Source organism: Parabacteroides faecalis (assembly GCF_022809355.1).
Taxonomy (GTDB): Bacteria; Bacteroidota; Bacteroidia; order Bacteroidales; family Tannerellaceae; genus Parabacteroides; species Parabacteroides faecalis.
Map to the genome: position 1 here is coordinate 1 of NZ_JAKZMM010000085.1, position 7,674 is coordinate 7,674.

Here is a 7,674-nt window from a genome sequence, read left to right on the forward strand (position 1 = left end):
TGGCTACATATTGATGTTGTGCTGTTGCTTTTTACTGAAAGCTGCTACTAACGACTCATAAATCTACCCTTAATCGTGTATTGGATGATAGTTGCGGATTTTAGGTTTATTTGAACACAAGCGTTTTTTGAATACAGCCTGACGGCAATTTTCCAACAAAAGGGAAGAAGTAAGACTTCCCCATTGTTCGCACTCTGCTGTATGTCTCAATCAAACACGCCATTAAACAGATTGACCGCCTCTATCTTCTTTTCAAGAGCCACTTTTGCATAAACTTCGGTTGAAGTGATGCTTCCATGTCCCAAAACATCCTTCACTGCTGATATGTCTGCTCCTGCTGAGATAGCCAACGATGCTGTCGTATGCCGTGAGCAATGGTAGGTCAAATCCTTTTCTATGCCAGCCTTTTCTTTAAGTCTTCTTACGTATTTCGATACGTTGTCTGACTTCTTGACAAGGTGAAACACAAGACTTTCCGGATTGTCATCCGTCCGAGGTGGCAACAACGATTGTGCCATTTCATTGAGCGGAATAATGGCAGGACGCTTTGTCTTTCGCTGTATGATGCTGATTGTCGGCACGCCATCTATCATTTTAATATCACACCACCTCAGATGCTGCATATCGCCAAGGCGAAGGGCAGTCATGGATGATAACCCAAATGCCAGTTGTACGGTTCGTTCATTCTCACATTCTGCTTCCACCGCCAGGAAATGTGTGAGTTCTTCGGGCGTAAGATACTCTCTGTGTTTGTCAGGAGCATGGAAGCGTTCCAATTTGTTTAGACTGTGTACAGGATTGAATTTTACAAGTCCTTCACGCATAGCCTTGTTAAATATCGCTTTGACAGTTTCCTCAAACAACAGTAATGTGTAATCAGCCAACCGTCCTCCGTTGGTCTTGATTTGGCGTTTGTTGCGATACTTGTTGCGCATATAATCAAAAAGACCGCAAATTTCATCTTTACTGACATCTTTCAGCAGGATGTCTTTCTTATCTACTCTCCGTAAATAAGTGGCTATACGTTTGCGGACAACATTCTTATGACCTATCATCTTCTTGCAGTTGCCACAATCAACAGACCATTTGATATAATCATCGCACCATTGTAGCCAAGTCAAGCCGTTGCCTTGTTCTTCGCTTTTGGCATTCTCTTTCTCCAATACAGGAGGGGTGAGGATGCGCTCTGCTCGTATCTCCATAGCCTTGTTGTATGTAAGCCGATTGTGCTTTGCAGCACCAACGGCATCATCGGGCAAGAGATAGAGGTGCAAGTTTTCTCTCTTGCGGAAGCCAGTCTCGTAGTATTCCAGATATAAGGCTCTTTTGCCTTCCGTCAGCTTACGTTCCTTGATTTCTATCTTCATTGTATTACTGGTATTTGGTCAAACATTCCGTTCACGAGGTTCACGGTTTCCAACTTCTTCTTGTCAACAATCTTGGCGTAAATCTCCGTCATCTTGATGCTCTTGTGTCCGAGTATCTTACTTACTACATAGATACTTGCACCGAGTGTCAGGAGCATAGTTGCCGCCGTATGTCGTGAGCAATGGTAGGTTATATGCTTGGTTATTCCTGCTGCCTCCATCCATTCTTTCAGCACCACTTCTACAGTTGTAGATGTGATTGTCAAATTGTGGAAGATGTTGTCTATACCTTCTTCTCTTTTAGGCATCCACTTCTTTGTTTCTTCCGACAATGGGATGGTTACTCTATCCTTGGTCTTGACTTGGATGTGGTCAATGTATTCTGTCTTGCCGTCAGCAGCCTTGTGGATTTCACTCCAGTTCAAGGCTTTCATGTCGCTATATCGCAGACCAGTGAAACAGGAGAATAGAAAGGCTTTCTTTACCAGTTCATAACGGCATGGTGTATTCATCACTTTCTTTATTTCCTCTATCGTCAGAAACTCACGCTCTGCCACTCGCTTCTGTGGCTTCTCCTTTGCCTCCAACAGCAAGAATGGATTTTGCTCAATCAGTCCGTCCCTTACTGCCTTTGCCAATGACGAGCCGAAATAGTTGACGAACATACGGCAAGTGGTGGTGCTGAGTTGTTTCTTTCCATCATTGTAGGTGCAAGTCTTCAAAAAAGTAATGAAGCCTTTGCAAAACTCCTTATCCACGTCTTTCAACAGAAACTCTGGTTTTCCTATATATAAGAGGTATTGGTCAATGCGAGCATGAGTGTTTCGCTTTGTCTTCATGGAAGACTCAGACAACTCGGCATTGTACTTCACAAAGTCATCCATCCACTTGGTAAGTGTCATGCGTGACTTCTTCACCTTGTCCCAATCCACAAGACCCTCTCTCTGGATGTCAAGAATGCGCTGCGCCTTGATTTGCTCTGCCAACTTTCTTGTATTGGCGTTTTGCAACTTGGTAGCAGCGTTGATTTCTGGCACAAGATAGAGTTTCAGCGTCTCTTTCTTTCTCAATCCCTTTTGGTAAATGTCAAGATAGAGGCTGATGTTGCCACCTGCTATCTTCTTTTCTCGGATGCGCACAGGCTCCTTCAAACGGATTTCCTTCTTCTTTCGTCCCATTTTATTTCCTTTCTTTTCTGATGTTAATATATTCTTTTATCACTGATTATCAAGCATTTAACTTGCGATACAAAGATAATACAACGAGGGACAAAAACGAGACAAAAGTGGATAAACAATCCGCTAATTTAGGAAAGAATAACGAACCAATCCAAAATCGGCTTTCATTCCTAATAGACTGTAAATCAGTGATATTACATCACCTTGCTATCCTTTCATTTCCGATGGTTAGACCCGCTTGGGATAATTGGTGGTTACTGGTGGGTCGGACCGGACGGCGAGTCGAAGGTCTTATTCCTGCAACCGGGACAATATGCGAATAGTGGCAGTATGACCAAGGGTGGTGAGACCGGGCGGCCTTGGTTCGGACAACGGGATCAGAAAAAGGTACCGTTGCGTATCCAGACCGGGAAGGCAAATGTCGATTTTACGGATAAACTGATTGCGTTGGAGAAAGACAATTATCCGTATGATTTTACGGTTTTGTCCTGGTCATTATGGGATAATAATCCGTTGGATGCGGATGTCCCTTATGCCGTGCAGGCTTGGAATACCAAATATGCCTATCCGAAGATCCGGATTTGTGGCGGACATGAAATCATGTCGATGATCGAAGAAAAATATGGAAAGGATTTGCCTGTTGTCAAAGGTGATTATACGGAGTATTGGACGGATGGCTTGGGTACAGCTGCCCGGTTGACGGCGATGAACCGGAATGCCAAGGAACGGGTTTCGCAGGCGGAAACGTTGTGGAGCATGCTGGCTGATGGAAATGCGGCTCCGCGGGAAGAGTTTGATGAGGCGTGGAAATATATTCTGTTAGGCTCGGAGCACACCTGGTGTTTTGAGAATCCGGCAGAACCTTTCTTCCAGGATGCGATATGGAAAGTAAAACAGTCTTATTTCCATGAAGCGGAAGATCGTTCGATTCAGGTATTGGATGAAGCCCTGGCTCCGGCTACCGATAAGTCAAATGGTGGTTTGGGACCGAAAGAAGGTCCTTCAAATGGAGGAATAGCCGTCTTTAATACGCATACATGGAAACAGGGAGGAGTCGTTACGTTGAGTCCGGCGGAAAGCATGAAAGGTGATCAGGTGGTGGACGATCAGGGAAATACGGTTCCGTCACAACGCCTGTCAACCGGAGAGTTACTCTTCCTGGCCGACGAAGTTCCGGCATTAGGTTCTGCCCATTACCGCGTCGTTGAGGGAACAAGTCCGGCGCAAGGGACCTGCAAGATTCAGGGAACTACGTTGGAAAACGAGTTTCTGCAAGTCAAGATTGATGAAAAGACGGGAAACATCGTCTCTTTGCAACGGAAAGGAGATACCTATAATTATATTGATCCGTCTGTTGATGGAGGAGCGAACTCCTTCGCCTGGCTTCCTGCCAATAAGGATTTGCCACAGGCTGATACCGTACAGGCTATTTCGGTCGTTGAGAACGGACCGCTGGTTGTTGAGTTGAGAATCGATTCGAAGGCAAAAGGTTGCCGCAGCGTGTCGAGATCAGTACGTCTGGTAGCCGGATTACCTTGGGTAGAGATTTCGAATGTGGTGGATAAATTGCCTTGGTTGGAGAAAGATGGTATTCATTTTGGCTTTGGTTTTCATGTTCCTCAGTCAACTACCCGGGTGGATATTCCTTGGGATGTGATGGAAGTGGAAAAAGATCAGTGGAAACAAGGAAACCGGAATTGGTTGACGCTTCAGCGATGGTTGGATGTGTCGAATGAGACTCATGGCGTGACCTGGTGTTCGTTGGATGCTCCTTTATTCGAATATGGAAATCGCTTGGCCAATATTGCTTTGGGATGGGGTGGAAAAGGTCCTTGGGCGAAGACATTGCCGCCCAGTTCGACGATCTATTCCTGGGTGATGAACAATCATTGGCACACCAATTTCCCGACAACGCAGGAAGGTCCGGTTACTTTCCGCTATCGTTTGTATCCGCATTTGAACTTTGACATCGTTGAATCCAATCGTTTTGGCTTGGAACAGTCCCAGCCGCTTGTTCACGTAACGGCAGACAAGGACCCGAAGCTGACTCCACTCTTGTCGGTCGATAATGAACAGGTATATGCAACTATTCTTAAATCAACCGGTCAGGATCAGGAACTGATCGTTCGCTTACGCTCCTTATCCGATAAGGAAGAACCGGTTTCATTATCTTATCCGGGCAAACAACCTTCGCGGGTTAGTCTGTGCCGGTTAGAAGAAATTCCGGGTGAAGAAATACGGGGAGCTTTCTCCATGAAGCCGTATGGACAAGTTACGTTGAAGATTGAATTTAAAGAATAGGGATGACGCATGAGAAAGTATGATTTACTAATCGGATTGGCATTGCTTTTGGCAACTCCTTTGTGTGCGCAAGGATGGTTGCCCAAGCAGCCGACGGTTAATCCGCCTTGTCGTTTGCTGGAATGTACATACGATAAAGCCCAATTGAAACATTGTGAAGACGCGGGTACAGACTGGCAGGTTGATAAGCAGATAACCCAACAGCATGGACATACGCTCTATACATTTACTTTTACGGCAAAGCGGGATCTGCAGTCGGCTGGAGTCGCTGTGTCTTTCGACGAAAACGGTTGGAGTAGTGATAACTATGTGATGATTCCGGCTTCGGTGTATAATGGGAACCGGCAGCGGATAGTGAACCGCGAATATGCTACCGGCTTGGATAAGACAGATTATTTTCGGAAAGACTTGGCTCTGACTTCTAATCCAATACCTCAGTTGTCACCGGAGTTTGGCGCTGTATCTCGTCTGGAAGTGCTGGTAAATAATACGACGACTCCGGCAATGGTTTATCTGAATCGGGCGAAACAGAAAGGTACGATTCTGCTGACAGATCAAGGAATTGAATGGAACGGACAGATTCTGGATCATGGACTGATTGTAGAGGAAAGTCGGGATCGTTCTATGGCTTCGTTTATTATCAGTGCGCCGGGTGTCCGAGAAAAGAAACCGGAGTTTATCGGATTTAGTCCGAGTCCGGATCGCGGTATCAATGTAAAGAAAGGCGACCAAATTACGATACGGGTGACCCGAATTGACTTTTACTGCGAAGAAGTTCCGGACTTATTGGCCCGGTTCATGGAATGCCGTAAGTCGCATACCGGCGATGTAAAGCCTCGCCATTTAATGCCTATGAGTGAAGTCTTTGACCGGATGGTGAAGAACATTGATGAACGATACTATCAGGGAAGTCAATGGGAATATTATTGTCCGGAGAATGCCGACTGGATGTCGTATGGCTGGATTGGCGGACTGATGAATACATATCCGATGCTGGCATTGGGTGATGCGGAGCACGAACGACGGGTTCAGCATACCTTCGATTTTGCCTTGCCACGAGCCAAAGGAAAGAGCGGTTATTATTATGATGTATTGGGCGCAGACGGGAAGGTGCTGTATCGGGATGCTGCTGTCGTTCAGCAAGGAATCGGACTGACCCGAAGGAATGCGGATGTCTTGTATTGGATGGTGAAGCAGTTTATGTTGCTGGAAACTCAAGGGAAAAAGGATCTGATCCGTCCGGAATGGAAAGAACAAATCCGCCTGCTGGCTGAGGCTTTCGTGCAGACCTGGAGAAAACATCAGACTTGGGGAAATTATCTGGATATAGAGTCGGGAGATATTGCCGTATATAATACAACGGGCGGAGCGATGGCAGTTGCCGGTTTGACCTTGGCTGCCCGATATTTTGATTGTCCGGCGTATCTGCAGATAGCCCGGGAAGCAGCGACCGACTATTATACAACGTTTGCATTGGTAGGATTTACTTCTGGCGGCTGTGGAGACATCCTTCAGAATGCCGATTCAGAAACGGCTATTGCCTTGACGACTTCATTGATTACGTTGTATGAAGCAACCGGAGAAGCCAGCTATCTGAAGCAAGCGAAGGATTTGGCCAATCTATGTGCTACCTGGACAGTCTCTTTCCCGTATCGTTTACCCGAAGACACTCCGCTGGCCAAGTTGGGAGCGAATCTGACGGGAGCCGTTTGGGCCAGCACGCAGAATAAGCATGGAGCACCGGGCTTCTGTACGCAGTCGGGTGACGCTTTGTTTAAGATCTATCGGGCAACCGGTGACACACTGTATGCCGATTTGCTGCGGGACGTTATTCATGCTCATGCAGAAGGTATTCAGCCGAATGGAAAGATTACAGAACGATTGACATATTGCGATGCCGATAGTCGTGGTGGCCGTGGAGATGGTGGCAAGACGGGCTGGAATGAAACCAATGGAGCCTTGATGGCTTTGGAAATTCCGGGTATTTACGTACGGACAGATTTACCGGAAGTGTATGTGTTTGATCATGTGAATGCTGAGATCGTGAAACAGGAAGGACAATTTATCCGTCTGAAGATCTCAAATCCGACGAATTATGATGCGTCACTATCTTGACCGAGAATCAGGAGATGGCTCGGAAGCCGTTGGGCGATAATGCCTTCCTGCACTGGACTGAAAAAGTGAAAGTGAAGGCAGGGAAAAGTGTGCTATATACCATTAGAAAGTAAATTATTAAGGGAGATAAGAATATGTATAAAATGGGAATGATTGGTCTCTTGCTGGCTTCGTTGTGGGCTTGTGACAGGGAACAGCCAATCGAAACAAGAATCAAGGAAAATCCTTCTACCTTTTGTAATCCGCTGAATTTGGATTACCGCTTTATGAAGATTGACGGAGGAGACGGTATTCGGGAAGCTGCGGATCCGGCAGTGGTTCGTTATAAGGACAAGTACTTGTTGTTTGCGTCTAAGTCGTCTGGTTACTGGTATTCTTCGGACTTTCATTCATGGACGCATGTGGTGATACCGGATTCCGTATTGCCGATAGAAGATTATGCTCCGGCTATTATGGTACATGACGATTATGTTTATTATGTCGGTTCTACCCATGGTAAAGGAATGCTTTATCGTTCCAATCAGCCGGAATTGGGAAAATGGGAAAAGGTCAAGGAAATATGGTCTTATTGGGATCCGGCCTTCTATATAGAAGGAGATAAGTTAACCCGTTGGCGGAATTAAATTGATAAAATAAATATGTATAAAAGGTTGTGCTTATCGCTGATTATTAGTAGATTAGAAGTGATCAAACTATTAATTTACAATAAAGCT

Annotated in this window: 5 protein-coding genes; 3 read left to right on the forward strand and 2 right to left on the reverse strand. The window is 45.7% G+C overall.

Annotation, left to right across the window (positions count from 1 at the left end; genetic code table 11):
• Positions 1-206: 206 nt before the first annotated feature.
• A complete protein-coding gene (locus MUN53_RS17790; protein WP_074557834.1) occupies positions 207-1,367 on the reverse strand; it encodes a tyrosine-type recombinase/integrase in 1,161 nt (386 codons plus the stop codon).
• Complete coding sequence (locus MUN53_RS17795; RefSeq protein WP_068855511.1) at positions 1,364-2,545, reverse strand: site-specific integrase; 1,182 nt, start codon at positions 2,543-2,545, stop codon at positions 1,364-1,366. The genes MUN53_RS17790 and MUN53_RS17795 overlap by 4 nt, the downstream gene beginning before the upstream one ends.
• A 204-nt stretch (positions 2,546-2,749) precedes the next feature.
• On the opposite strand from MUN53_RS17795, the gene MUN53_RS17800 reads away from it, so the two are divergent.
• From MUN53_RS17800 to MUN53_RS17810, 3 genes are all read left to right on the forward strand, one after another.
• Positions 2,750-4,846, forward strand: coding sequence for a glycoside hydrolase family 38 C-terminal domain-containing protein (locus MUN53_RS17800; RefSeq protein WP_243326737.1), 2,097 nt, complete (start codon positions 2,750-2,752; stop codon positions 4,844-4,846).
• A 9-nt stretch (positions 4,847-4,855) separates the two neighbouring features.
• Positions 4,856-6,961, forward strand: coding sequence for a hypothetical protein (locus tag MUN53_RS17805; RefSeq protein ID WP_243326738.1), 2,106 nt, complete (start codon positions 4,856-4,858; stop codon positions 6,959-6,961).
• Positions 6,962-7,095: 134 nt separating this feature from the next.
• Complete coding sequence (locus MUN53_RS17810; protein ID WP_243326740.1) at positions 7,096-7,584, forward strand: glycoside hydrolase family protein; 489 nt, start codon at positions 7,096-7,098, stop codon at positions 7,582-7,584.
• The last annotated feature ends 90 nt before the right edge of the window (positions 7,585-7,674 follow it).